Origin of the sequence: Gemmatimonas sp. (genome assembly GCF_031426495.1) — a bacterium.
In the GTDB taxonomy this organism is placed as follows: Bacteria; Gemmatimonadota; Gemmatimonadetes; order Gemmatimonadales; family Gemmatimonadaceae; genus Gemmatimonas.
In genome coordinates, this window is the sequence record NZ_JANPLK010000072.1 from 151,533 (window position 1) to 176,229 (window position 24,697).

Consider the following 24,697-nt stretch of genomic DNA (forward strand, 5'->3'; position numbering starts at 1 on the left):
CGTGGGATGCCGGTGGATGGCTCTGTGGTTCACGCGAAGGGCGCGGAGGGCCGCGAAGGGCGCGAAGCACTGCACACAGCGCGCTGTTGGAACTCCATACCCCGTACTCCATACCCCATACTGTTTTTATGTCAGGATTCTGGATTCATGATTCGGCTGTCGTTGTGGGTGATGTGGTGTTGGGCGACGATGTAAGCATTTGGCCGACCGCCGTGATTCGCGGCGACGTCGAGCGCATCGTGATCGGGGCGCGCAGCAACGTGCAGGATGGCGCGGTGATTCATGCCGATCCGGGGAAGCCGACGATCGTAGGGGAGGACTGTGTGATCGGGCACCGGGCGGTGGTGCATGGCACCATCCTCGAGGACGGCGTGCTGGTGGGCATGGGGGCGATTCTGCTGAACAATGTGCGGGTGGGGCGGGGGAGCATCATCGCGGCCGGCGCGGTGGTCACGGAGGGGACGCAGGTGCCACCGGGGTCACTGGTGGTCGGCGTGCCGGGGAAGGTGGTGCGGCAGTTGAGTGCCGAGCAGCAGGCGGGGACGCTGGACAATGCGGCGCGGTATGTGGCGCTCAAGGAAGTGCACCGGAGCGGGTCACTGGCGCGGCGCACATCGTGAGAGCGGGCAATTGCCTGCTTTCGGTGTGTCTGCAAGCAAGCGCGCTCTGGCGAGCGGTGTACGAATGTGATTGAAGTGCTGGCGCGCATGTCGGCGTACTGTGCTGATGCTGCCGCTGCCGGTCTGAGCAGGCGCTTCGTAACCGGTTTTAAGCCAATGCTTTACGCGATGCTGTCGGCACTGTCGAGACAGCTGGGCCGGGATGAAACGGCTGTGTCCGCTCTACCGTGACAGCTGCGGTGCTCACAAAAGCTGGCCTCGGTGGAGAACTTTCGACGCGTCGCACATCCGTGATGTGACTTGTACAACGCGTTCACGGGGAACGACTTACACCGCTACTTGTGCGGCCTCACGAACGGAGGCACCATACCCGCCCACTCGGCCCCCCGCCAAGTTCTCGAGGACGCACTTGAGAACGTCGAGTATCGGTCATTTTGCCCCGCCCCACGCCAACTGCAGGAGCCTCACGAATGCCCTTCTCCGCCACGCCACCGGAAGGACTGGTAACGCTGTCCGCGAACGCTCGGACCGTGCTCGACAAGCGCTACCTGGTCAAGGACAAGTCCGGTAAGTCGGTGGAGAAGCCGGAGGACATGTTCTGGCGCGTGGCGACGGTGGTGGCCGAGGCCGATCGCCGGTACGGAGCCAGCGATGGGGCAGTGCAGGCGGTGGCGGAAGAGTTCTACTTCCTGATGACGCAACGTCGGTTCGAGCCGAACTCGCCGACGCTCATGAACGCCGGCCGTCCGTTGGGCCAGCTCTCCGCCTGTTTCGTGCTGCCGGTGGATGACGCGCTCAGCAACGGCCAGAGCGGCATCTATGACACGCTGCGCAGCATGGCGCTGATCCATCAGTCGGGCGGCGGTACGGGCTTCTCCTTCTCGCGGCTGCGAGCCAAGGGCGCGATGGTGCGGAGCACGACCGGCGTGGCGTCGGGGCCGATTTCGTTCATGGAGCTGTACGACGCCAGCACGGACGCGGTGAAGCAGGGCGGCACCCGTCGTGGTGCGAACATGGGCATTTTGCGAGTCGATCATCCCGACGTGCTCGATTTCATCGCGAGCAAGGAAGACCTTACCAAGATCACGAACTTCAACATCTCGGTGGGCATCACCACCAAGTTCATGGACGCGGTGAAGGTTGACGGCAGCTACGACCTGCTCGATCCGAGCACCGGTCAGGTTACCGGTCAGGCCCGCGCGCGCGATGTGTGGGACAAAATGATCCTCGGCGCGTGGCGCACCGGTGAGCCGGGCGTGTTCTTCATCGACGAAGCGAACCGGTACAACCCGGTGCCGCACTTGGGTGCGTATGAAGCGACGAACCCGTGCGTTACGGGCGATACGCTTGTGGCCACCAGCAACGGCCTGGTAGCGATCGCGTCGTTGGCCGAGCACGAGGAGGCCATGCCTGTCACGCTTGATGCGCGCTTCAGCGCCGGTCGTGTCGGACCCGCCGGTGTGCCGTTCGCGAGTGGGGTGAAGCCCGTGTTCCGCGTGGTTACGCGCGAGGGCTACGAGATTCGCGTGACCGCCGATCATCGGTTCATGACGGCGCGTGGTTGGGTGGAGGCGCAGTCGCTGACCGAAGGCGATGCCCTGCACGTTCAGAATGTGAAGGGCGGGTTCGGCACCACGGGCACGTCGGAAGAGGGGCGCGTGCTCGGGTGGCTCATCGCCGACGGCCACATCACTGGAGATTCCGGCCACGGTGCCGTGTTGGGTTTCTGGGGCGACGACCGCGAGGTCGCCGCCTCGTTTTCGCACGATGTGAACGAGATGCTCGGCACGAGCGGACGCGCACCGGTTGGCGTCGTTGACATCCCGTCGCGCGAGATGGCGACCGTGAGCAGCACCCGGCTGCGGGCGATGGTGGCTGAGCGATTTGGCGTGACCGCCGAGTCGAAGCTCGATCGCGTGCCGGCGGCGGTGTTGGCTGGTACGGAAACGATGCAGCAGGGTTTTCTGCAGGCACTGTTCACCGCCGATGGACACGTGAGCGGCACGCCGGAAAAGGGCGTGTCAGTGCGGCTGACGTCGATTTCTATGTCACTGCTGCAGGATGTGCAGCGCATGCTGCTCAACTTCGGCATCGCGTCGCGCATCTATCGCGATCGTCATCCCGCGCGCACGGTGACCATCAAGGGGGCTGACGTGTCGTGCCAGGCCGATCACGATCTGGTGATTGCCCGTGACAACGTGTTGCGCTTCGCCGAAGAGATCGGCTTCCTGACGCGCGCCAAGAGCAACGCGCTGATTTCGCGCGTGGCGAGCTACGGCGCGCGTGGACCGTACCGCGAGTCGTTCACGGCTCGATTCGAGCGCATGGAGGCAGCGGGCGAGGAGATGGTGTACGACCTCACCGAGCCGCTCACCCATTCGTTTATTGGCAACGGTTTCGTGGTACACAACTGCGGCGAGCAGCCGCTGTTGGCGTACGACGTGTGCAATCTGGGCTCGGTGAACGTCGGCTACTACGTGAACAACGGCGAAGTCGATTGGGAAGCGATGCGTCGCGACATCGCGCTCAGCACGCACTTCCTCGACAACATCATTGACGTCAACAAGTATCCGCTGCCGGAAATCGACTCGCTGTCCAAGCGCATTCGTCGTATCGGCCTTGGCGTGATGGGCTTTGCCGACATGCTCGTGCGCCTGGGCATTCCGTATGACAGTGCGGAAGGCGTGGAGATGGGCCGCAAGGTTATGGAGTTCCTGGATGTCGAGGGCAAGAAGGAGAGCGAGCGTCTGGCCAAGGAGCGTGGCGCATTCCCCGAATGGGCGCGCTCCATCTTCGGCCCCGACGAAACGTGCGCGCGCGACGAAAACGACGAGCGCATTCGCCCCATGCAGCTGCTGCGCAATTGCAACGTGACGACGGTGGCACCCACCGGCACGATCTCCATTATCGCCGGTTGCTCCAGCGGACTCGAGCCGTTGTTCGCGGTGGCGTTCATGCGCAATCAGGCGGGCGTGATGATGCCCGATGTGAACGAAGATTTCGTGGCGATCGCCAAGACCGAAGGCTGGTACAGCGATGAACTCATGGAGCGCATCGCGAAAACGGGCACCGTGAAGCATGCCGACGTGCCGGCCAAGTGGCAGGCGGTGTTCAACACGGCGAACAACATCGCGCCGGTGTATCACATCCAAATGCAGGCGGCGTTCCAGCAGCATTGCGACTCGGCCATCTCCAAGACCACCAACTTCGGTTACGCCGCCACGCAGGATGACGTGCGCGCGATCTACGAGATGGCGTACGACATGAAGTGCAAGGGTGTCACCGTGTACCGTGATGGCTCGCGCGACAACCAGGTGCTCAGCACCGGTGCCACGCAGGACGCCGCCGCCAAGCGCGACGATGCCAAGGCCGCCGGCGCCCCGGAAGCGCCGAAGGCCGATAAGGCTGTCGCCGATGCGGCGGTGGCACTCAAGCGCGAGTTGGGCGAGCTGCAGGGCACGATGGCCGAGTTGCAGAACGAACTCGATCGCACGAAGAAGGCGCTGTTCAGCGCCGAGGCGGAGAACGCGAGCCGTCGTGGCAAGCGCTCGCGCCCCGAAGTCATGCGCGGCACCACCATTCGCAAAGAAACGCCGCTCGGTGTGATGTTCGTGAACATCACCGAAGACGAGAAGGGACAGCCGTTCGAAGTGTTCCTCAACCTCGGCAAGGCCGGCGGATCGGCCATGGCCGACGCCGAAGCGATCGGACGTTTGATCTCCCTGGCGCTGCGCAGCGGCATCTCGCTGCAGGAAATCCATCGTCAGCTGCGCGGCATCTCGAGCGATCGCGCGGTGGGCCTCGGACCGAACAAGGTGCTCTCGCTGCCCGATGCGGTCGGTATCGCGCTGGAACAGTGGTGGCGTGACAAGCAGGGCGTGCAGACGGACCTGCTGGCTGGTGGCGCGGTTGCGGGAATGCCGACGCCGGTGAGTTCGATGATGCCGCCGATGCCCACGCCGGCGGCCGGGGTGCCGATCACGCGTCCGCCGATGAGCAAAAGCGCCGAGCAGATGCAGCCGATTGAGTTCGGCTCAGGACACGGTGAAGTGTTCATGGGTACGTGCCCGGACTGCGGAAGTCAGCTCGAGTTCGCGGAAGGGTGCGTGAAGTGCCACGTGTGCGGGTTTAGTGAGTGCGGGTGAACCTGCGCTGAGGGTTGGGACGTAGAAGCGTTTTGACGGGCTGGGATTAAGTCTCTTGAAGCCCTGATTTGAAAGAAAGATGCCGCCGCGCTCCGGAGTCGGCGGCGTCTGTCTTTGGGGAACGGCGCGCGTTGGAATGCCATGTACTGGCGTGGTGCGGATCTGTCACCAGCCGCTTTCACCGCAGATGGCGCGGCTACAGGGGATCGTGGAAGTGGTCCCCTGGCGATCGGCTGCGCCGTCTACCTCGTAACGTCGACCGCTGTCGTGCTGCATTCCGTGAGAAGAAAGTATCAGACAGATGCGACGCGACACCACGTCGATCACGAACGCGGCATACACAAAACTGCGCCACGTCGCCACGTACGTGAAGTCGACGACCCACAGCTGATAGGGGCCACGCTAACCAGCGCCTGCTCGAACACGCTGCGGAACCAGCCGGCCGAATCTCGAAGCAAAGCCTCGTTCAACTTTCTGTCCAACGAGCTGTCGACCCGTCTTCCGCAATGTCACAGACGGATAAATTCGGCGCAAAGTCTCCTTTATGAGAGGGCCGTCATCACGTCACGGATGACGGCCTCCACTCGCAACGCCAGCACAACGACTTGCAACGCTGAGGCACTGTGCGCGACGCGAAGGTCGTCCACCTTGGTCGTCGCCTAAGGCACTCCGCCCGGATCGGCAGGCTTGGGGACGACGCCACGCCGCCGTAGACGCGTATCCATCGATCACGAGACGCTCGCATGCGCTTTCACACTTCTCGCGCCGCTCTCCGCGCGTTGCCATCTCCATCAGCAACAGGGCCGCGGCGGCGCGCCGTCGTGCTGGCGTTGCTCCTCACCGGCCTGGCCGGCTGCCAGAGCGACGACCTGGTGCGGGCACCGGAGACTGCCCTCGCGCCGGCGCCACGCGCGCGTCCCATCATCAATGGGACGGAAGTCACGGCCACGTCGTTCACCAACACGTGGAGCTTCGTGGCCACTCTGGCACGGCCCGCTGTTGGCGGCGGGTACCAGACGTTCTGCACTGCATCCGTCATTGCACCGCGGTGGGTGCTCACCGCCGCGCACTGCGTGAAGGGCTTGAGCGCCACCGACGTGTTGGTCGCGGTCGGCGATCGCGACCTTCAGGGCAGCGGGATCAGATACAAGGCCGTGAAGACAGTGCTCGTCCCATCGTTCTACCGAGAAACGGACCTCTTCGCCGACATGGCCGCGCTGGAGCTCGTGGAAGACGCCAACGTCCCTCGGGCCCCCTTCTCGGACGACGGCGTCTCGCCCAACATGCCATTGCGAGTAGCCGGCTTCGGCCTCACGGAGAACGGCACGTTGTCCACGCTGCTGCGCACCACCTCGATCGCCGCCTCGGGCCCCTCTAGCGTTTTTTCGGCGTTTCTGGCCATCGGCACGGGCACCGGGACGTGTAGCGGCGACAGTGGTGGACCGGCCATCAATGATGCCGGTGAGCTCGTCGGGCTGGTGAGCTTCGGCCCCGGCGGCTGTCGCGAGTCCTCGTATCTTTCGGGTTTCACCTACGTGAACTACGCACGGCAGTGGCTCAAGGTCGCCGCACCCACCGCCGTTGACCGCACGGCCCCAAACGTGGACGTGACGTTGGATTCCGACATCGTCAACCTGCGGAACGCGGTGAGCGTCCGCGCAGCCGTAAGCGACGACGTAGAGTTTGACGAAGACGTCGACTTCGCGCACAACGGCGCGATTGGCAGCGTTGAGGCATCGATCGACAATGGTGTCACTTGGGTTCCCATGGCACCGACCGACGGATCGTTTGGAAGCGCCGAGGAGTCCGCCACGGTGCAGCTCTTTGCGCCGGCAGTGGGCAACCACACGGTCTGTGTGCGCGCAACGGACGTCGCGCGGAACGTCAGCACCTCGAAGTGCACTGCGCTCACCGCCTACGATCCTGAAGCCGCCGGCTTCGTCGTCGGGAACGGCACCTTCCACGCACCGCCCGGTTCTTTTCCCTTTCAGTCCACGGTTGCGGACGATGTGGACTTTCAGTTCATGGCGGCGTACAAGAAGGGTCAGACGACACCCACGGGCAAGACCTTGCTGCAATTCCGCACACGGCAATGGCGCCTCGAGAGCGCGAACTACGAGTACCTGCTCGTGACGGGCTCGAATCGCGCACAGTTCCGCGGTAGCGGCGTCATGAAAATCACCTATGGCGCCGACCCCGCAGACTTTGAGCTTTATCCGGTGAAGTTTCAGATCTGGGCATCGGCCGACAACCAAACCGTCAGGGTTCGAATCTGGGAACCAGCTGGCAACGAACGTACGTACTTCGACTCGTCCGACCAACCGTTGAGAACAGGCCGCATCGTCGTGCACACGGCGCGGAATAAATAGCGCCTGCTCACACGTATGGAGCCGACTGTACTGTTGTGCATTCGGCTCCCGCGTGACGGGCAAGCGCACGAGAATGCCGAACACGTTCGCTATGTGGGCGACGAAGAAAGGACACGATAGATGGGCACACGACGTCGCACCACTGGTACGCGACCACGTCCTCGGAAACCGGCGCTCACCGATCTTGAATCAACGGGGCGCAGGCGGTCTCCAGCTCGGTGTTTAAACTTTCGCCCAGCTGTCACGTTCACACCTCGTCCCGACGGCTGAGTTTTGCGCTGTGAGTACGCCGCCGGATTCCGTAAGGAGTCCGGCGGCGTCTCATTTTGCGGCGAAACGCGTCTGGCTCGTGCGGTGCTACAACGCCGTCACCCACGCCTCCCACGCACTCCGCGTCGCGCCAAGATCGCGTCCGCCGTTGAGTCGCACGAGCAGGGCGTGCGCGTCGGTCGCCACTCCCGGCGCCTCGGAGCCCAAGTGGTCGAGCAGCCAATTGGCGTTGTCGTGAAGCAGCGCCGAGGCGAGCGTTGGATCGATCTGCGTCCGCACCAACACGTGGAATACCTCGCCGATCGCTGACACGTTCGTGCCGGCGAGCAGTGCACGCAGGTCGTCGACGGCCGGCGTCCAATCGACGGTGCGCGTCGGCATGGCACGCATCGCGTCGGAGGCGGTGGTACGGACGGCCTCGTGTGGATCGCGCAGCGCATGCGCCAGTGCATGCCACGTGGAGTCGTGCGCGCCGAAGTTGCTCAGCACAACGGCGGCGCTCATGCGATTCACCCAGAATCCGTCATGCTGCACGGCCCGCATCGCCCGTCGACGCGCCGTGTCGCCTTGCTGCGTGCGCAAAAAGGCGGTGAGTCGGTTCGCGTCGTCCACCGCCGTGGGCGCCTTGCTCCGCTTCGCAAAATCGGTAGCCATCAACACGCGTGTCGCGCTGTCCCCATGCTGCAACCAATTCATGAAACGCCCCATCCAGACACCGCCGGCGGTGTCGGTGATGGGCACGATCAGCGGCGCATAATCGGGACGAAGCGACTGGAAGCTGTCGACGGGAACGGTGTTCCAGCGGACGCGAGCGCGCTCTTGCGGCTCCACGAGTTTTATCAGGAGAAACTCGGCGCCCGGTGGGCCGAATCCCTCGTAGGTCATGACCAGGGCGTCGGCGAAGCCAAGCTTTTCGCGCAGCGTTGCCATGCAGGCGGCGTCGTGGAGATCCTGGCCTGGCACGTAATGGCGAATGGAGTCGCGCAGCATCGGTAACGTCCAATGCTTCAGTCCCATCACCTCGACCCGGGCCTTGGGCGCGTCGTATCGCGCCTGGGCCGAGAGGTTCGTGGGGGCGACGGCCAAGAAGAACCACAGGGCAATAGAGAATCGCATGCGCTCACTCGGAAAAGGGACGAGCGAGAATATAGCGCCGTGAACTTGCACGGGTGCCCACCTCCCTCCCTATCTCACCCCGTGCACCGCGCGTAGCTTGCGGATGAGCCTCGATCATCGGTTCGTCCCTCTGTCCGCGTCGCCGCCAGCCCCTTCGTGAATCCGGATGTAAACGCGTCCCTCTACGATAGCGCGGCGCAGGTGCGGTGGATTCTCCACCTCGCGTGCGCGGCCACGTTTATGGTCGTGATGACGCTGCTGGCCAACCGACTGCGGCGCCCGATCATGCAGACGCTCTCTGTCGTCTGGGGTTTGCAGACGCTCGTCGCGGTCAACCTCTTCTGCTACTTCTACTGGCGTGACCTGTTCGCCGACTACGCGAGCGTGCGCTTTTTGGGCATGCTTGCGCTGCACGTGTCGCACTTCGTCATGGCGCCGCTGCTGCGGCACACGCGACAGCTCGTGTCTCAGGGCGAGACCGCCGCGGCGCCATCCTCGCGCACGCTGACCCGCTGGGCCGCGCTCGGGCTGCTCACCACGGTGCTCGATCAGACCGCCAAACACTATTTCCCCGCCGCCGAAACCGCGCTCACGTTCGTGGTGTCGCGTCTCGTGAGTGCGTTCCCGTATGCGTACGCGCTCTGGCCAACAGGCGCTAATGCGTTGGGTACGCTGACTCCTTCGCGCGAATCGGGCTTCACGTGGCGCGCGCTGCACGTGGCCCTGTTCGCGCGCGTGGCCGCGCTGGCGATCGACCTCGTGGTGAGGGTCGCACCGTGGTCGATTGAAACGGCGGCGATGCTCACGGCCGTGGTGGTCGCGGTAAACTTGATCGCCCTCGTGCTGTTCGGGACGCTGCTGCTGTTCGTAGCCCTCGAGCATGAACGCGCGGTCAGTGTGCGCCAAAGCGCGGAGCTGTATGCGGCCAAGCTGCGCGAGTCGCACTCACGGCGGTTGGAGAGCCTGGGTGGTCTGGCGGGCGGCGTGGCGCACGACTTCAACAACATTCTCACGGTCGTTGTAAGCGCTGCCGACGCGGCCCGTGAGGTCGCCAGTTCACCGGCACTGCTCCAGGCTGAACTCGACGCCATCAGTGAGGCCGGTCGTCAAGGCACGGCGCTTACCCGGCAACTGCTCGACTTCGCGCGGCACAAGCCAATGAGCGTGGAGCAGTTCGATTCCACCGTCGTCTTGCAACGCATGCGGCCGATCTGCGAACGTGTCCTCACCGCCGCGCGCCGCCTCGAGTTGCAGGTCGCCGCGGTGCCGGCGCTAACCATGGACGTGTCGCAGTTCGAGCAGGTCGTCCTCAATCTCGTGGTCAATGCGCGCGATGCGATCGAGTCCACCGGCTCGGTCACGATCGCATTAAGCGCGGAGACGGTCACTCGGGCCAGCGCGACGGCAACGAATCTGGCAGCCGGCTCCTACGTCCGCCTCGCCGTACGTGATAGCGGGTGTGGAATCCCCGCCGACGTGCTGCCAAGGATCTTTGATCCGTTCGTCACCACCAAGGAAGCGCGCGGTGGCACCGGCCTCGGGCTCGCCACCGTGCAGCGCGTGGCGCGCGAGAACGGCGGCGATGTGTTCGTCGAGAGTACGCTCGGCGTTGGCACGACGATCGAGGTGTGGCTGTCGGCGACGCCGCCATCCGGAGCCTGACGATCGCTGTTCCGCGAGATAATTTGTCGAGTCCTCATGAATTGTCTTCCTCTTGCCGGAGCCACGATGCGACGTCTTGTCACTCTTGCCGGTGCGGTCCTGTTGAGCACCGTCCCTACCTCCGCCGCTCGCGCACAGACAGCGCCGTCCGATTCCACCGGGTTTCGAGCGGGGCAGTGGGGTGCGGAGTTCACGCTTGGCACGGGGAGTGGCGCCGCGAGCGGTGTTGGTGCCTTGCGCTTTTTCTCTGATCGTCGCGCGCTGTTGCTCGATGTGAACGGACGGCTCACGCGCGCATCCGGTGACGCGTGGCTCAGAAGCGACGAGTCGTCGCTGCATGTGCGGATCGGTCCGCGCTGGTATCGACCGGTGAAAGGGCGCGTGTTGCAATACGTCTCGCTCGGTGTGATCGCGTCACACGATCGCCGCGAGATTCCCGTGTTCTCGAGTTCGCTGGATCCGATGACGCGATCCACGACGAAGTCGTTCGGCGCCGGCACCTTCGGGGAGGTGGGTGGCAGTTGGATGGTGACGCCGCAGCTCAGACTGGGTGCCTCGTGGCAAGGCGTGGTTCAGTACGCGCGCCAGACGCAGGACGCTCGCAATCTCGGGGGAGCGATCGTCGTGCCCGCCTCACGATCGAACGTCTGGAACGCATCGTTTGGTAGCCTCGCGCTGCGCGCGGGCGTGTTCTTCTAGCACGGAATCGAGCACGATGCGCATCCTCGCCATCTCCGGCAGCCTCCGCGCGCGGTCGAGCAATACCGAGTTGCTGCGCGCGGCGGCCCTGGTTTCGCCCACGGAGTTTGCGGTTGAGCTGTACGCTGAACTCGGCGCACTGCCGCACTTCAATCCGGACCTCGACCAGGAAGGCGCGGTTGCTCCCGACAGTGTGGCCCGCTTACGCGCGCAGGTGGGCGCCGCCGATGCGGTGTTGATCTCGAGTCCGGAGTACGCACACGGCGTGCCCGGATCGCTCAAGAATGCACTCGACTGGCTGGTGAGTGCGCCGGAGATGTATCACAAGCCGATGGGAGTACTGACGGCGTCCGGCGCTTCAGCGCACGGGCCTGCGGCCCTCGAGGAGATCCTGCGCACCATGTCGACACAGGTGATGCCGGCGGCCAGCCGCGTGGTCGCGTTGAACGGCAGGCGTCTTGATGCGACACAGATTCTGGAGGATACGGCACTGGCCGAGGTGCTCCGCGACGTGCTGGAGGCGCTGCGTGTGGCCGTGACATCACCGACTGCACTTGAGAGCACATCGCCATGAATGCACCGATGAACCCAGCCGACGTCTACGCGTACCTGGTTCGCACACGACGCGACCTGTGGGCCGCGCTCGAACAGGTGCCCGACGACGTGCTCTCGCGCCCGATGCTCGACGGCGAGCGGTTTCACAGCATCAAGGATCTGGTCTTTCATGTGGCGGCCGTCGAAGACGGATGGCTGCACGAGGATATCCGTCGTCTGCCACCGGTGCTCGACACGTTTCCAGCATTGGCGGCGACGACCGGAGGACCTGAGTACGCGCACTTCGCCCTGCGCGACCTCCTCGACTACTGGCAGGCGGTGGAGGCCAGTACACACGGCTATCTCACGACGCTCAACACCGAGGAGCTGACGCGCGTAGTGACCGTGCACGACGCGCCCGATGAGCGCTACACGGTGAGCGGTCTGTTCAACCACGTGATGTTTCACGAGATGCGTCACACGGCGCAGATCTGCATGCTGTTGCGTATGCAGGGCGTTGCGCCACCATCACTCGATCTGTTGTTCTACCTGCCGAGGATGTAGCGCGCGTTACTCAGCGCTCTGGGGAAGCGTTGGACTCTCGAGTTCCAACTCGGCCCATCCCGCCGCGCCAAGGCGACGCATCGTCTCGAGGTTCCGCCGGTAGATGTTGTGCGCGTCGGGGTACACGGCGATCGCCCGACTGACGCTGGCTTCACGCAACAGCTGCAACATGGGATACGGCGAGCGATTGGTGAAGTTCGTGATGTCGTGTATCGACGTGCCGGCGAATTGATAGGCGGGGTGAAAGCTCGCGATTTGCACCACGCCTCGCAGTCCCAAGGCGGCTACGGCATCATTGGCCACGGTGAGAAAGTCATTGAAGTCGAGAAAATCATTGAGCACCATCGGGTGGATGAGCAGCGTGGTCTCCACCACGCTGGCATCCGCCTGCGACAACGCACGCAACTCGGTGTCGAGCGCGTCGCGCAGTTCCCCTGTAGTCTTCGCCAGGCTGACCGTAATGCGGATCTGGTCTTTGAGATAGACCGCGTTCGCAAACGGACAGAGCTTCAGGCCGATCACCGCCCGTTCCAGCCAGGAACGAGTGGCGTCGGACGCCACCGTGCGAAGATCCACCGGGGAAGAACTCACTTACATCGCGCTCATCTTCTTCTGCAACTCGAGCGCACGATCGAGATGCTTCTGAAGCACCGGCGCCGCCGTGCTGATGAGATCCTTCAGCTCCTGATTCTGCGCGATCCCGAGGGCCTTCGTGGCCGTCTCGAGCACAGCCTGGTGGTACGTCACTTCGTAGTCGATGTATGCCTTATCCCACGCCGCACCCTTGGCGGTGGACTCGAGCAGCGACATCTCCTGCGCGGCCATCGTCTCGCTCTGATCGCCAGCGGGCGCCATCGGCGTCACCGAGAGCTTCTTGGCGAGGTCGAGTCCGGCAGTCCGGAGGCCATGATGCTCACCGACCATCATCTTGCCGAAGTCCTGCACGTCCTTGCTGGTGGCCTTGGTCTGCGCCAGGGCGCCGCGGGCACTGTCGGACGCGCTCGCCTGATCGAGGATGTACACGATGTTCGGATCGGTGAGCGGTGCCGCTTCGGCCGGGGCCATGGCGGTGGTGTCCGATGTCATCGCCGTGGAATCGGCCATGGTATTCTCGCTCTTCTTTTCGCCACAGGCGGCGACGAAGGCCAGCGTAGACAGCAGGAGGGTGGCGCGGGTGATTAACGACATAGGCTCGATTCCTTGGTGTTCGGTGAGGGCATTCCGCTCCGTGCTGGAACGGCAATCCGAAGGCCAGACTCAGCCGTAAGCGACGCAGTCAGCCCGTGTATCGAGTCCATGCGTTGCAAACCTCGATCCAGCGCAGCAGGGGCGACATTGGAACGCGCATCACCAAAGCGGTACACGAAACACTCTGCAAGATACTTGAGCGCGGTGCGTGAAAGCGGCGATGCTTCACCGGTCGCGCGTTCCCGCTTCCTTCTGGCTGGAGTATGTCGTCCCATGTCGCTTCACATGCGAGTCATCGCCAGTACGGTCTTCTTCCTGGCTGCACCGCTCGAGCAGCCACCCACGGTCGACGTCGCGCGCCTCGGCTGGATGGCCGGATGCTGGGAGCAGCGTTCGGGAGCCACCATCACGCATGAAACGTGGATGGCACCGGCGGGGGGAGCGATGGTGGGTATGAGTCGCACCGTGGGCGGTGCGGCGATGCGGGCGTGGGAAGCGCTGCGCATCGTGACCGACAGTGGACGGCTCGCATACGTGGCGCAGCCCAACGGGCGGGCGCCCACGGCATTTCCGGCGGTGCTGACATCGGATACCCTGGCGATATTCGAGAATCCGGCGCACGACTTTCCGCAGCGAATCGCCTACCACCGGGTGTCCGCCGATTCCATCGTGGCGCGAATCTCGGCCGTGCGCGAGGGCAAGACGCGCGGCATGGACATTCGCATGAAGCGGGTGAGCTGCGGCGGGTAGTGGTCGCTACTCGTTTGCCGGTGCCGTTGGCGTGTCGACCATCTCGGGCGTCCTCGGTGTCTTCCGCGGATGCGCGGCCGAGTGCAGGTACAGCGATTCCACTTTGGCGCGCGCCCACGGGGTCTTGCGCAGGAACTTGAGCGAGGAGTTCACGCTCGGGTCGTGCGTGAAGCACCGGATGTCGATGCGATCGCCCAGACCGTCCCAGCCGTAGCGCTCGACGAGATGCTCGACCATCGCCTTCAGGGTCGTGCCGTGCAGGGGATCGACGGGGCGCGGCTCAGTCATCTGCTCGGGCGGCGTGTTGCAGGTAGCGGTCGCATAGATCCGAAATCTAGTGGACGTGACGTGGCCAGATGGCGGGAGGGACCATCAATGGCCGCCGCCGGTCGGGGGTCTCTCGGTCGGCGCCAAGGCTCTGCAGCGTATGCCCGGTCGATCGCGCCCCCCAACCGGAACTCCGTCTACGCGCCCATTCGTGACGCTCGGTTTGCGTCGCCTGCGTCGCCAGCACGGCGAACACCCAAAGGCGCCATTCGCGCGGGCCACGGAGGTGGCGGTCGCACTCGCCGTCACGGTGAGTCTCGCGATTGTGGCGTCTCCGTTGCACGCGCAGGATAGTGCGCGTTTTTCCAGCCTGCGGGCACTGCGCCGTCGCTCCGATGTCGAGATTCCCGAGGGGCGCCCTTCCTGCGCCGAATCGGTGCCCGTTAACGGAGGCCGGTGGCTGTCAGTGCGAGAAAGGGTGCGTTCATCAAGCCCGGCCCGTCACGCAGTGAGCGGTACCAGCGGCGCGCTTCGTCGCGTTGCCCCATTGCACGCAGCGCCTCGGCGTGCGCGAAACGATCAATCTGCTGTCCCAAGGCAGGCACGTTCGCGCGGATACTCGCGGGGATGTCGACCATGCTGCGTTCGAACGCCGCGATGGCTGCGCGTTCATTCCGTCGGCGGCGGGACAAATGTCCTTGCAACGCGTACGATAGCGGAACGGATAGGCGGTTCACCGGCACCATGCCGGTGAGTTGTTGCTGCGCTTGCATCAGCCGGGTGGTGTCGTCAAGGCGAGCGCTCAGGAGGCCGCCGAGGTAGACGCGGAGCGCGCGGTGTTCGGCCGTCGTGAGCCCGTGCAGGTCCGGCGCGACGGATGACACGGAGCGTTCCAAGGATCCCCGAATGGCCTCAAGCGTGTCGGCGTTCATACGCAGCGAGGGGCCCGCATACAGGAGCGCTCGATGGCGCAGTGTCGCGTCGGGGTCGAGGAGTGCGGCGTCGCGCCAGTGTTGCCCGGCAGCCGTGAATCTGGATGCCGCGATGTCCAAGGTGGCCAACGCGAGGAGACCCTCGAGCTGCAAGGCGGGATCGGCCTTGTTCGCAGCCAGCGTCGTTGCAAAGCTGGCCGCCGCTTGGAGATCGCTCGGTTCGGTACCGGCACGCCGGAGCGCGAGTTGCGCGCCGGCGGGATCGTCGATGTTGCGGCGGACGCCTCGCACGCGACGGTCATGCAAAGCCAGATAGGTCGCCCGTACGCCCGGCTGCTCACCCGCGCTATTGGGGCGAAAGTACATCTGGAACAGCGTATCGAGTTCGCCCAGCCGGTCGCCGCGGGCCGCGAGTTCCATCAGGTACACGGTGACCTCACGGTTTTGTGGGTCGAGGGTCATAACTCGCCGGAAGGCGTCGGTCGCCTCCGTGGCGGGTCGCCCCATGTACTGCACCTGATCGAAGCGCGCCTCTCCCAGCAGCATCCAGGCATCGACGTCGTTCGGATAATCGGCGACGATCTTTTGCAGCTGTCGCTCGGCGTCCACAGGGCTCCCCACTCGGAGTGCAAAATAGGCGCGAATCAACTGCTGAAGTCGTACCGGTAGCGTCGGTGCGAGCGCGAAGGCGCGAGCGGTGGCGCGGGCGTTCACGGAGTCGACGTCACTCCAGCGTGCGGCGCGAGCCAGTCGATACCAGGCCAGCGCAAAGAGCGAGTCGTCGGCGACCGATTGCGAGAAAAACGCCATCGCTGCCGCAGGTCGCGCATCACGAAGCTCCCGTTCGCCGTCGATGTAGGCGCGCAGTGCACGCTTCGACGTGGTCATCGCCGCCGCCATCCCTGCGAGCGTATCGCCGGGTGCGCGCAGTTCTGTCGCGACGAGTTGGCGGACCAGCGCTTCCGCACCGAGCAGCAGGCCGTCGGCATCGCTCACCGTCACCTGCGCCCGCGCCACGTCCTTTCCGTCGGCGTAATGCAGGGTCGCGCGCATGGTAAGTGACGCGCCTGCCTGGACGACGCTGCCGGTCACATACCGCTGCGCACCAACGCGAAGCGCCAACGCGCGCGCCGTGGACGAGTCCATCGTCGTTGAGGGGAGCTGACCTGCTGCCCCAAGAATGGCGTTCGGGTCTACCCCGCGAAGCAGCCCGGTGGCATCGAGTGCGGGGGTGAGCACATCCACCATGCCTTCGCGAAGATACGCGAGCTCGTTGCCGCCGCGAACGGCAAACGGGAGTACGGCGATACTGGGCAGCGGCGCCGAGCTGCGGACAACTTGCAGGGGCGCCGTGATCAGCGGATCGGATGGCGATCGCAGGAAGAACGCGATGGTGGCTACCGCTCCCACGACACCCGCCAGCAGGCCCCAACGACGAACCGGGCGACTCCTCTCCTGCGCCAGCGCAGGCGCCGCCTGGGAGTTGGCGGGATGTGCACTGGAAACGTCAGCGACCTTGGTGGCCAGGAATCGTTGCACGAGTGCATCGCCGTTGTGCGGTCGACGCGCTGCCGATTTCTGCAACATCTCGAGCACCAATGCCACGACGCCTTCCGGAATCTCGACGCCGTCCGCTCGCGCGAAGGGCGCCGGATCCCGTTCGAGAATATCGTGCAACAATGCCGCCTGCGTCGATGCGACAAAGGGGCGACGACCGGTCAGCATCTCATAGTAGACCACGCCAAGCGCCCAGATGTCGGCCGGCGCATCCGGTGTCTCACCCCGCAGCAGTTCGGGTGCCATATAGGGCAGGGTGCCCGCCAAAGGGCTTTCTTCGGTCGTATCGAGTTCAGCCCCGGTCCCGCCCCGAACCGCGACGCCGAAGTCGAGGATTTTCGCAATACCCTGCTCGGCGAATCCGATGTTGGCCGGCTTGATATCGCGGTGCACCAGCTGAGCGCGATGTGCACAGGCCAGTCCGCGCGCGATCTGCTCGGCAATCGCGTTCGCTTCGTGGACCGGCAGTGCGCCCGCACGAAGGCGATCGCGCAAGGTCCCGGCACCGCAGTAACCCATCACCAAACACAGGCCACCGTTGGGCGCGTCCTCGATCGCGTACATCGGGCAGACATGCGGATCGTCGAGCGACGACGCCGCCTGTGCCTCGCGAACGAGACGCTGGCGTGCGGACGAATCGCCGAAGAGCGCTGACGACAGGAACTTCAGGGCCACATCGCGGTTGAGCCGATGATCGCGGCCGCGATAGACGACGCCCATGCCGCCGGCGCCCAGTGGAGCGAGGACCTCGAAGTGACGGATTCGGGTGCCGGTCACGAGCGGGACCGCGGCGACGTCGGCGTAATGTGCCGGGATCGATACTTCACGTTCGCGGATATCCACCTCGGCGGCGGCGGCGGCGAAGACGGCAGGCGAGAGGACGTCGTCGGCGAGCCCACGCAGGAATTCCGGCGCCCGATCCGCGGCGGACATCAGCGCCGAAAGTTCAGCATGCAGCGCGGCATCGCCGGCGCACACCTGCTCCAGGTATACGTCACGCGAGTGCAGGGGCTGAGCGCTCACGTCGTCGAAGAGGAGGGCGAGCCGTTCCCACGGGACGGATGACACGCTCGGGGGATGATCGGTCACGGCGTACTCGCATGCTGTTGCAGCTCGCGGCAGAGCCACGCTTGCGCCAGCGCCCAGTCTCGTTTCACGGTGGCCTCAGAGATTCCCAACGCGATGGCTGTATCCGGAATGGATAGCCCGCCAAAGAAACGGCATTCCACGACGTCGCACGCACGCGGATGCAGCGTGTGGAGTTGCCGCAAGGCGTGCTCGAGATCCCAGAGTCGGTCGATCGAGGATTCATGGGCCGGTGCGGAGACCACGCGTTGTGCCTGTTGGTCGTCGAGCGCGACGGGCACGCTGCCGCTTCCCCGCTTGTCGGCGCGCCGTCGCCTTGCGTAGTTGCTGAGAATCTGCCGCGTAGCCTGCGCCGCAACCGCGTAAAAGTGCGCTCGATTCTGCACGCTGAGCGCGGTCGCGGCGTTGAGCCGGAGATAGACCTCGTGCACCAGCGCCGTGGTGTTGAGGGTGTCCTCGAGCGATGGCTGACGCTGACGTCGCGCGACCGAGCGCAACTCGTCGTACACCAGCGAGAACAGCTGGCTCCCCGCCGCGGCATGCCCCTGCGCCCACTCGCGCAGCAGGCTTGTCACCGTATTGTCCGCGTTTGACACGTCCGTCACCAGATCCCCACAGAGAGAGCGCCAGAGAAGGGTTGACCCGCGCGCGATGCACCGCAAGTCCCAGCGGGGGTCGCCGATCGGAAGGCCCCCGAAAGGCCAATGAGCCGGTTTTTCGCGATATCGGGTGATAGGGAGAGGAGGAGTGCGCCCCGTCGCTCTTCCGTACCCATTCCACTTCAGGAGTCGCACGTCATGACACGACTGTCTCGCGTTGTTCGATTGGTGGCCGCCACCGCGGTGGCCTTGGTCGCCACCAGCACCGCTCAGGCACAGCAACGCATCGTGACGGCCACCGTCACGAATCTGGCCCCCCGCAACAGCATCAGCTTCGCGCCGCTGCACGTGGGCTTCCATCGGGGGATCTTCGACTCATTCAATATTGGCCAGGCGCCTGGTGCGGGGATCATCTCGGTCGCGGAGGGCGGCTCCGGTACGCAGTGGCAGGCGGATTTCGCGGCGGCAGATCCCACGGCGACGCGGGGGACGATTGGTGGGTTGCTGCAGCCCGGCGGGACCGCAAGCCTCGATTTCATGGTGAACACCGGACTCAATCCGTTTTTCAGCTTTGCCTCGATGGTGGTGCCGAGCAACGACTTCTTCATCGGCAACGACAGTCCAATCCGACTGTTTGATGCCACCGGAAATCTGCTGATCAACTCGATCTTCCAGACGACGAGCCAAATTTGGGACGCGGGATCGGAAATCTTTGATCCGGCGGCGGCGGCGTTCGTTGGCAATAACGACTTGCGTACTCCGCAGGGGTCCGTCGTGGCATTCAATTTCGCGGAACTCGAGGGCTTCAACGGACTGACCACGGGCGCCGGATATGAATTCCAAAGCCAGTTAGCGGCGGGACAGAATGTGTATCGCATCGACTTTACGTCACGTCCAGTGACCACCGTGCCGGAACCCAGTACGCTGGTGCTGTTGACGTGCGGACTGGCGGGACTGGCGTGGGTCGCCCGTCGGGGTACTCGTCGGGGGGCGTGAATGCGTCGCCGCGGGGGCTGGTGCGGATCGCCTCCATATCGGCGCAAAGATTCAGTGTGCCGTGTTGTCGACCGATACCACCAGCGGTGACCATTCTCTGGCTCCGCGCCCGCGTCGCGCGCCCTGGTACGTTGGCGTGGGGAGCAGCGTTCGCGCTCTCCCTCGTCGGCGTGCTCGCGTTGTGGGCCAGCCTCGAGATCGGACGAGATCGACGCGATATGCGGGACGAGGCACGGCTGCTGGGCGCGTCCTGGGATTCACTCTTCTTCGCCCTCGAGCAGGACTTTTCGAGGCTCATTGAGCGCGCGCCACAGACCTGCGATGCGGAGACCATTCGGCGCATCGTCAGTGTCAGCTTCACCAGTGAGGTCGCACGAGCCTACTTTCTGCGCCCGACGGCGGCGACGTCGTGGTGCGGTCCGCTGGGAGTGCGCCGCCACACGACGCTCCCACCACTCCCCGGCGATGGAGAAGCGCTGCTCTATGTCGAGCCGTCGATTCGGTCCCTTGGGCTTCGGACCATCTCGACCCGCGGCGCGTCGGCGCTTGTCGCGGAATTGGACCCGAACGTATTGGCGCGCTTGTCAATGCAGGCGTCCGGGAATTCGAGTCGATGGGATCGGTATCTGATCGTTGGACGAGCCGACCCCGTCCCCTGGATGAATGCACCCCAGGCGGATGAACGCGGGCGGACGCTCTGGCAGCGCGGCTCCGTGTCGCCAACCTATCGCGTTCGACTGATTCAATCGGTCAGCACGGCGCATGTCCTGTCGCGGCTGAAGGACAGCGCGGTGCTTCTCCTGCCGTTGGTGGGGGTGCTCACGCTCGCGCTGATGGGATGGCTCCAGAGTCGATATCGTGATCGCGCGAACCCGCAGCGTCGGTTGGAGATCGCCCTGCGGAAGCGGCGATTCGAACCTTTTGTGCAACCGATCGTCTCGGTGCAGAGCGGGCGATGCGTCGGTGGTGAGGTGCTGATGCGGTGGCGGCATCCGGCCCGCGGACTTCTTTCGCCTCAGGAGTTTATTGGACTGGCCGAGGAGTCTCGGCTCATCGTGCCGATGTCCAACATGGTCATGGCGAAAGCACGCGACCGACTCGCCCCCATCATCGCGGCGCATCGCGAGATGTATTTCTCGTTCAACATTACGCCGGCGCAACTACGCGCTCCCGACTTCGACCAGACACTCGAGCGCATATTTGATGCAAGCTCACTCCCGCGTCACCATGTGCTGCTTGAGGTGACGGAGCGAGAGGTGATCGACGCGGGATCTGAAGCGGCGCTGCGCAGGCTCCGTGCCGCCGGCTACAAGCTGGCACTTGATGATTTCGGGACCGGCCAGAGTAGCCTGGCATCGATCGACCGTTTGCCGGTTGACCGATTGAAGATCGATCGGGAGTTCGTGCGACATGTGGATGGCGCTACGACCGAGCGACCTGTCCTGGACACGATTATCTCACTCGCGCACACTCTGCAGATTCCGTTGATCGCGGAAGGTGTTGAGACGGACGTACAATGGGACTATCTGGCGGCGCGCGGTGTGCAGTATGTCCAAGGATACCTGATTGCACGCCCGATGGCGATCGAAGAGTTCAACGCGTGGCTCGACGCGTATCACGCCGACCTGCCCGAGCAGACGACCGTTAGGATGCTGACGCCACGGCGATCGGCGCGAATCGGGGATGGCGTTCCAGTGTTGGCTGCGCCATTCGATGATGCCGTCCCGTCCTTCGATACTGATCGACTCATCGACGAGATGCGGGGGCTTGCTGGCATTGACGTGCGGGACCGGCGGCATCGACTGCGCAGCTACCCACAGTGTTTTGTCTCGGCTGATGCGGTGACATGGATCGCGACGCGCTTGTCCGTGTCACGGGCCGTGGCCGTGCGCATCGGAGAGCGATTGACGGCGCTGGGCCGCATTGAGCACGTGGTGTCTGAGCACGACTTTGCCGACGCATATCTCTTCTTTCGTTTCGTCGTATCCGTCTACGATGTTGAGAAACCTCCGTTGGATGTCCTGCCGGATCTTGAGGCGGTCGCGCGCCGGCTCCGCGCCCCCGATGGTATCGCCGTCGGTGCACGCCGCCGGCATCTTCTCTGGTACGATGCAAGCTTTTCCGGTCGAGCACTCAGTGAATGGCTCCGACAGCAGTTCGCGCTGACGGAGACAGCTGCCAGTGCGGTGGCCACCGCGCTCATGCTGCGTGGGGACGTCATTCACATATTCGACGACCGGCCCTTCACGCCGACGGGTGAGCTTTTCCGCTTGCGCTGAGATGACTTGCGCACGCCACGCGCCGTTCGACCGGCGTTCGTTGCTGGCGACCACCGGAAGGAAACTATCGTGGACGCACATGTGGCCTCGAGCATACTCGCTACGCGTGGCCGATCGGTCGCGCCGGACTTCCCCCATGCTCCGGAGTCGTAAGCGCCGTATCGTTCTGCTGTTGGCCGCTCTGCTTGTGCCCAGAGTCGTTCCTGATGTCGCGCGCGCGCAGACACATCCGCTGGTGGGGGAGCAATCGGTGACCTATGCCGGAGGGATTCGCATGGAAGATGGCGTACAAACGGCGGTCATGGTTCCCGGCACGCTCAGGTCGCCGCGTCGCGCGCCCTGAGGCGCGTGATGATCGCGCGCGGTACGAGGTACACGACCGCTCCGATCAGATTGAGAATCGAGGCGATGAACACGGGCAGCACCGCACCAAACGAATAGGTGAGCCCGAGAACGAACCCCAGTACGCATTCGGCGCGAAAGATCGGCACGAACAGGGCGAGTACCGGCAGCGCCTGAAACAGGCCGGACGAGATGTCCTTGTGGCCGGTCATGAAGGCCGAGGCCACCGCGATGGCGTAGAGGAGGGCCATGGCATACCCGACCTGAATCTTCCGCCACTCGGTGTTCGCGGCCGCGCGGTCACTGGCGTGCTGTGCAATGCGCTGCCCCACACGTCCGGCCAAGAACCAGGTGAGTACGGGCAGAATCAGCGCGCCCCACCAGTTCGAGATCAGCGGCATATCGTTGCGCGCCAGGAAGCTATGGCTGGGCACACCACCTTGGCTGTGTTGCCACACGAGCAAAGACCCAATCGCGATGGCGACCGTGATTGTGAAACGGAGACGCAAGCGCGAGAACGAGACGGAATCCACGGGACGTGCTCCGGTCGGCGGTGGAGGCGAACGGTGGGGTTGTGCCGCTACCGTACGCGCCGAGCGGGTCGAGGTTTCTGTGCGGCGCCCGGCCTAATAGCGCATCCGAAGGGTGGCGCCGGCCTGCAGCGCCGTCCAACGATCGCCCTGGTAGCGGTGTACGATATCGATCAGTTGCCGACCGTGAATGCCGCGCACGACGCGTTCGGATTTCTCGGGCGACCGGAAGAAGTCTTCCCAGTGTCCGAGCAGCACATGCTCTGGTGCGAGGCTGGCGAGCAGGATGTCGGGGTACGACGGCTCCTGATCGAAGTTCGCGGCCGTGATGATGAGCACCGTGTTGCGCGCGGTTGGCATCGTGCCGATCACGGCCACGGCGCGACGCACGACCTCGGGCGACGCGCTAGCATCGTGCACGACGATTCGAGTGCCCACGCGGCCGTCGCGATCGAGCAGGTCGATGGCGTAGGCGTATACGCGCCCAAGCTTCCAGCCGAAGAGGCCGCGGGGAAGCGACGTTTGAGCTGCTTCGACAGTGCCGCGGGCGATGACATGCGTGCCGAAGTTCGGCGCATGTTCCCAGGCGATCGCGCGCACGCGCACGGCGTCACCGATTGAGAGTGAGTGCCCCGGTTGATCGGCGGTCACGCCGGCCAGCGAGTCCACCGACACGAGTCGCGACGCGGCTCCCGTCACGCGTCCGAAGGCGGGGACCGCGTTGAGCGTGTTCACCACGGAGCGGCTGCCGAACACGGTGGCGTTGGGCACATAGCTCGCGAGCACCGGCAGATCCATGAGATGGTCATAGTGTCCGTGCCCCACGAGCACGGCGCGCACGCGCGACAGGCGGTCTGGTCCGGCGGCGGGGAGATCACGCAACCGACGGGCAATGCGCGCCTCGTTGGGGGACGACCCGAACAGCCAGTTCCCGAACACCGTCCACCAGAGCGTGGGGTTGGTGTACGACGGTGGGGTCATCACGAGCTGCATACTGTCGCGCCACGGGACGAACAGGAAGCCGCTGACACCCATGGCCACGATGTCGACGGAGTCGTGACAGCTGGCCGTGATCGTGCAGTCACCGACGGCTTTGATGTGCGCCGCCGCGACGGGGCGAAGGGGCGCGGGATCGCCGGTGCGCACCCAGTGGCACGCGGCAAGGCTCACGCAAACGGTGAGCAACGCGAGTGCGTGGCGAAGCCGCGACCGGGTGAACGGCTGGTGCCACGCGCGTGCAATGCTTGACCACGAAGACGTCACAGTCGTAGTCTGTGACAAGGCGAGTGCCACTTCAATGGGCTGAACCGATGAACGCATGCTTGACCTTGCGGTACCGCTGGGCCGCGATCGCGATGATGCTGGCCGGCCTGACTCGTTCGGCCGCTGCCTGTTCGCTGGTGGCGCCGTGGGAGATCAATGACCCGCTTATGATCGCGTTCATCGGCTCGCCGTTGGCCGACACGGTGCGGGCAGGCGACGGATCGCGTCGCCCAGTCGTGGCGATGGGGCATTCCGGCAACGGGGCGGCGCGCGTGGCGTATGGACAGCGCGTCCGAGTCTCCCGCTTGGGCAATCGCGCTCGCAAAGCCTTGCCGCCCGGCACGCGAGAGGCGGTGTTGGTGCCATGGGACTATGCCGCTGACTGTCGTCCGGTGGCGTGGGGGCGCAGTGCCCGCTGGCTCCCCGATTCGCTCAGCGGACTATTCCGCGCGCGGTTGCGTCCGCGGGCCGAGTGGGCGCAAGGCATTCCCACCTTCGACATCACCGGTGCGCACTTCCAGCCATACCGCGATGCGCCACGAGGAGCTGATGTGTCTTCCCGTGAGCCACGATTGAGCGCGCACGCATTGCTGTCGTTCTACGACGCGTTGCCAGCCTGGGGTCGAGAGCCGGACACCTTTGCGGGGCGTGACTGGATCAACCGCATCAGGGCTGATACCGCCTTGGCAAACCGCTACCCGGTCACATCGCTTATCGATCGCGCCATCGAGGAGTTCGAGATCGCGCGGGCACGCTCGGTACGCGTCCCGGTCTCCGGCACATTCCGACTAGTGGAGCGTAAGTGAAATGTGGATAGCACGAGACTTGCACCCGACGGCGGTATGTTTACGCCGACTATGGACCTCGTGCTCGCTCCCGATGATCGCCGCACCCTCGAACAGATGCTCCGCCAGACGACGCTGAGCCAA

The 24,697-nt window shown here is 64.6% G+C and carries 19 protein-coding genes and 1 pseudogene; 11 read left to right on the top strand and 9 right to left on the bottom strand.

The features are described from left to right. Nucleotides 1–128: 128 nt before the first annotated feature. Complete coding sequence (locus RMP10_RS18415) at nucleotides 129–620, top strand: gamma carbonic anhydrase family protein (RefSeq protein ID WP_310571577.1); 492 nt, start codon at nucleotides 129–131, stop codon at nucleotides 618–620. A gap of 470 nt (nucleotides 621–1,090) precedes the next feature. Continuing rightward, a complete protein-coding gene (locus tag RMP10_RS18420; protein WP_310571578.1) occupies nucleotides 1,091–4,765 on the top strand; it encodes an LAGLIDADG family homing endonuclease in 3,675 nt (1,224 codons plus the stop codon). Nucleotides 4,766–4,930: 165 nt separating this feature from the next. Here the strand turns inward: RMP10_RS18420 and RMP10_RS23465 are convergent. Next, nucleotides 4,931–5,161 (bottom strand): annotated as a pseudogene (locus RMP10_RS23465) (hypothetical protein); the annotation flags it as partial. Nucleotides 5,162–5,586: 425 nt separating this feature from the next. Between RMP10_RS23465 and RMP10_RS18425 the strand changes: the two are divergent. After that, nucleotides 5,587–7,134: a trypsin-like serine protease gene (locus RMP10_RS18425; RefSeq protein WP_310571579.1), complete on the top strand. Its 1,548-nt coding sequence runs from the start codon at nucleotides 5,587–5,589 to the stop codon at nucleotides 7,132–7,134. A 357-nt stretch (nucleotides 7,135–7,491) separates the two neighbouring features. Here the strand turns inward: RMP10_RS18425 and RMP10_RS18430 are convergent, their stop codons facing one another. Next, a complete protein-coding gene (locus RMP10_RS18430; protein WP_309670203.1) occupies nucleotides 7,492–8,520 on the bottom strand; it encodes a hypothetical protein in 1,029 nt (342 codons plus the stop codon). A gap of 156 nt (nucleotides 8,521–8,676) precedes the next feature. On the opposite strand from RMP10_RS18430, the gene RMP10_RS18435 reads away from it, so the two are divergent. The 4 genes from RMP10_RS18435 (at nucleotide 8,677) to RMP10_RS18450 (ending at nucleotide 11,979) form a co-directional block, all read left to right on the top strand. After that, nucleotides 8,677–10,182: an ATP-binding protein gene (locus RMP10_RS18435; RefSeq protein WP_310571580.1), complete on the top strand. Its 1,506-nt coding sequence runs from the start codon at nucleotides 8,677–8,679 to the stop codon at nucleotides 10,180–10,182. Nucleotides 10,183–10,248: 66 nt separating this feature from the next. Next, entirely contained in the window at nucleotides 10,249–10,881 is a 633-nt protein-coding gene (locus tag RMP10_RS18440; protein WP_310571581.1) for a hypothetical protein, read from the top strand. 16 nt (nucleotides 10,882–10,897) lie between these two features. Next, nucleotides 10,898–11,455: an NADPH-dependent FMN reductase gene (locus tag RMP10_RS18445; RefSeq protein ID WP_310571582.1), complete on the top strand. Its 558-nt coding sequence runs from the start codon at nucleotides 10,898–10,900 to the stop codon at nucleotides 11,453–11,455. Continuing rightward, entirely contained in the window at nucleotides 11,452–11,979 is a 528-nt protein-coding gene (locus RMP10_RS18450; RefSeq protein WP_310571583.1) for a DinB family protein, read from the top strand. Before RMP10_RS18445 ends, RMP10_RS18450 begins: the two co-directional genes overlap by 4 nt. Nucleotides 11,980–11,985: 6 nt before the next feature. Here the strand turns inward: RMP10_RS18450 and RMP10_RS18455 are convergent, their stop codons facing one another. Both RMP10_RS18455 and RMP10_RS18460 read right to left on the bottom strand, forming a co-directional pair. Further along, entirely contained in the window at nucleotides 11,986–12,570 is a 585-nt protein-coding gene (locus tag RMP10_RS18455) for a DUF1415 domain-containing protein (protein ID WP_310571584.1), read from the bottom strand. Continuing rightward, nucleotides 12,571–13,167 carry a DUF4142 domain-containing protein gene (locus RMP10_RS18460; RefSeq protein WP_310571585.1) on the bottom strand — a complete coding sequence of 199 codons (597 nt, stop codon included), beginning with the start codon at nucleotides 13,165–13,167 and terminating at the stop codon, nucleotides 12,571–12,573. It abuts the gene before it with no gap. Nucleotides 13,168–13,440: 273 nt separating this feature from the next. Between RMP10_RS18460 and RMP10_RS18465 the strand changes: the two genes are divergently transcribed. Continuing rightward, complete coding sequence (locus RMP10_RS18465) at nucleotides 13,441–13,917, top strand: DUF6265 family protein (protein ID WP_310571586.1); 477 nt, start codon at nucleotides 13,441–13,443, stop codon at nucleotides 13,915–13,917. A gap of 6 nt (nucleotides 13,918–13,923) precedes the next feature. Here the strand turns inward: RMP10_RS18465 and RMP10_RS18470 are convergent, their stop codons facing one another. The 3 genes from RMP10_RS18470 to RMP10_RS18480 form a co-directional block, all read right to left on the bottom strand. Next, a complete protein-coding gene (locus RMP10_RS18470; RefSeq protein WP_310571587.1) occupies nucleotides 13,924–14,205 on the bottom strand; it encodes a VF530 family protein in 282 nt (93 codons plus the stop codon). A 422-nt stretch (nucleotides 14,206–14,627) separates the two neighbouring features. After that, nucleotides 14,628–17,762: a serine/threonine-protein kinase gene (locus RMP10_RS18475; RefSeq protein ID WP_310571588.1), complete on the bottom strand. Its 3,135-nt coding sequence runs from the start codon at nucleotides 17,760–17,762 to the stop codon at nucleotides 14,628–14,630. Next, a complete protein-coding gene (locus tag RMP10_RS18480; RefSeq protein ID WP_310571589.1) occupies nucleotides 17,759–18,355 on the bottom strand; it encodes an ECF-type sigma factor in 597 nt (198 codons plus the stop codon). The genes RMP10_RS18475 and RMP10_RS18480 overlap by 4 nt, the downstream gene beginning before the upstream one ends. A 201-nt stretch (nucleotides 18,356–18,556) precedes the next feature. On the opposite strand from RMP10_RS18480, the gene RMP10_RS18485 reads away from it, so the two are divergent. Then, nucleotides 18,557–19,354, top strand: coding sequence for a spondin domain-containing protein (locus RMP10_RS18485; protein WP_310571590.1), 798 nt, complete (start codon nucleotides 18,557–18,559; stop codon nucleotides 19,352–19,354). Between the two features lie 86 nt (nucleotides 19,355–19,440). Then, nucleotides 19,441–21,633 (top strand): EAL domain-containing protein, encoded by a 2,193-nt coding sequence (locus tag RMP10_RS18490; protein WP_310571591.1) that lies wholly within the window; start codon nucleotides 19,441–19,443, stop codon nucleotides 21,631–21,633. Nucleotides 21,634–21,950: 317 nt separating this feature from the next. Here the strand turns inward: RMP10_RS18490 and RMP10_RS18495 are convergent, their stop codons facing one another. Beyond that, complete coding sequence (locus tag RMP10_RS18495) at nucleotides 21,951–22,508, bottom strand: hypothetical protein (RefSeq protein ID WP_310571592.1); 558 nt, start codon at nucleotides 22,506–22,508, stop codon at nucleotides 21,951–21,953. Between the two features lie 93 nt (nucleotides 22,509–22,601). Then, nucleotides 22,602–23,675: an MBL fold metallo-hydrolase gene (locus tag RMP10_RS18500; protein ID WP_310571593.1), complete on the bottom strand. Its 1,074-nt coding sequence runs from the start codon at nucleotides 23,673–23,675 to the stop codon at nucleotides 22,602–22,604. 140 nt (nucleotides 23,676–23,815) lie between these two features. Between RMP10_RS18500 and RMP10_RS18505 the strand changes: the two genes are divergently transcribed. After that, nucleotides 23,816–24,574, top strand: coding sequence for a hypothetical protein (locus RMP10_RS18505; protein WP_310571594.1), 759 nt, complete (start codon nucleotides 23,816–23,818; stop codon nucleotides 24,572–24,574). Nucleotides 24,575–24,697: the final 123 nt, after the last annotated feature.

What these genes read in the sequence shown, in the direction of transcription:
- RMP10_RS18415 (WP_310571577.1), top strand. Translation starts at nt 129, where the DNA reads ATGTCAGGATTCTGGATTCATGATTCGGCTGTCGTTGTGGGTGATGTG.
- RMP10_RS18420 (WP_310571578.1), top strand. Translation starts at nt 1,091, where the DNA reads ATGCCCTTCTCCGCCACGCCACCGGAAGGACTGGTAACGCTGTCCGCG.
- RMP10_RS18430 (WP_309670203.1), bottom strand. Translation starts at nt 8,520, where the DNA reads ATGCGATTCTCTATTGCCCTGTGGTTCTTCTTGGCCGTCGCCCCCACG.
- RMP10_RS18440 (WP_310571581.1), top strand. Translation starts at nt 10,249, where the DNA reads ATGCGACGTCTTGTCACTCTTGCCGGTGCGGTCCTGTTGAGCACCGTC.
- RMP10_RS18445 (WP_310571582.1), top strand. Translation starts at nt 10,898, where the DNA reads ATGCGCATCCTCGCCATCTCCGGCAGCCTCCGCGCGCGGTCGAGCAAT.
- RMP10_RS18450 (WP_310571583.1), top strand. Translation starts at nt 11,452, where the DNA reads ATGAATGCACCGATGAACCCAGCCGACGTCTACGCGTACCTGGTTCGC.
- RMP10_RS18460 (WP_310571585.1), bottom strand. Translation starts at nt 13,167, where the DNA reads ATGTCGTTAATCACCCGCGCCACCCTCCTGCTGTCTACGCTGGCCTTC.
- RMP10_RS18465 (WP_310571586.1), top strand. Translation starts at nt 13,441, where the DNA reads ATGTCGCTTCACATGCGAGTCATCGCCAGTACGGTCTTCTTCCTGGCT.
- RMP10_RS18470 (WP_310571587.1), bottom strand. Translation starts at nt 14,205, where the DNA reads ATGACTGAGCCGCGCCCCGTCGATCCCCTGCACGGCACGACCCTGAAG.
- RMP10_RS18485 (WP_310571590.1), top strand. Translation starts at nt 18,557, where the DNA reads ATGACACGACTGTCTCGCGTTGTTCGATTGGTGGCCGCCACCGCGGTG.
- RMP10_RS18505 (WP_310571594.1), top strand. Translation starts at nt 23,816, where the DNA reads ATGAACGCATGCTTGACCTTGCGGTACCGCTGGGCCGCGATCGCGATG.